The following is a 241-nucleotide window of genomic DNA, read 5'->3' as shown; positions in this document are numbered from 1 at the left end:
CCAGGAGGCAAGCCCCCTGGTTTAGGCTGTTCCGCGTTCGCTCGCCGCTACTGACGGAATCACTATTGTTTTCTCTTCCTCAGGGTACTTAGATGTTTCAGTTCCCCTGGTCTGCCTCTACATATCCTATGTATTCAGATATGAGTAACTGCGAATTACCACAGCTGGGTTTCCCCATTCGGACACCCCCGGATCAAAGCTTGCTTACAGCTCCCCGAGGCAGTTTCGTTGTTCGCCACGT

Annotated in this window: 1 rRNA gene; it reads right to left on the bottom strand. The window is 52.3% G+C overall.

Annotation, left to right across the window (positions count from 1 at the left end):
* Nucleotides 1-241 (bottom strand): 23S ribosomal RNA (locus HPT30_RS00085); the annotation flags it as partial.

The sequence above is a fragment of the Paenibacillus agri genome (genome assembly GCF_013359945.1).
Classification (GTDB): Bacteria; Bacillota; Bacilli; order Paenibacillales; family Paenibacillaceae; genus Paenibacillus_AQ; species Paenibacillus_AQ agri.
This window is presented reverse-complemented; position numbering and strand designations above follow the sequence as displayed.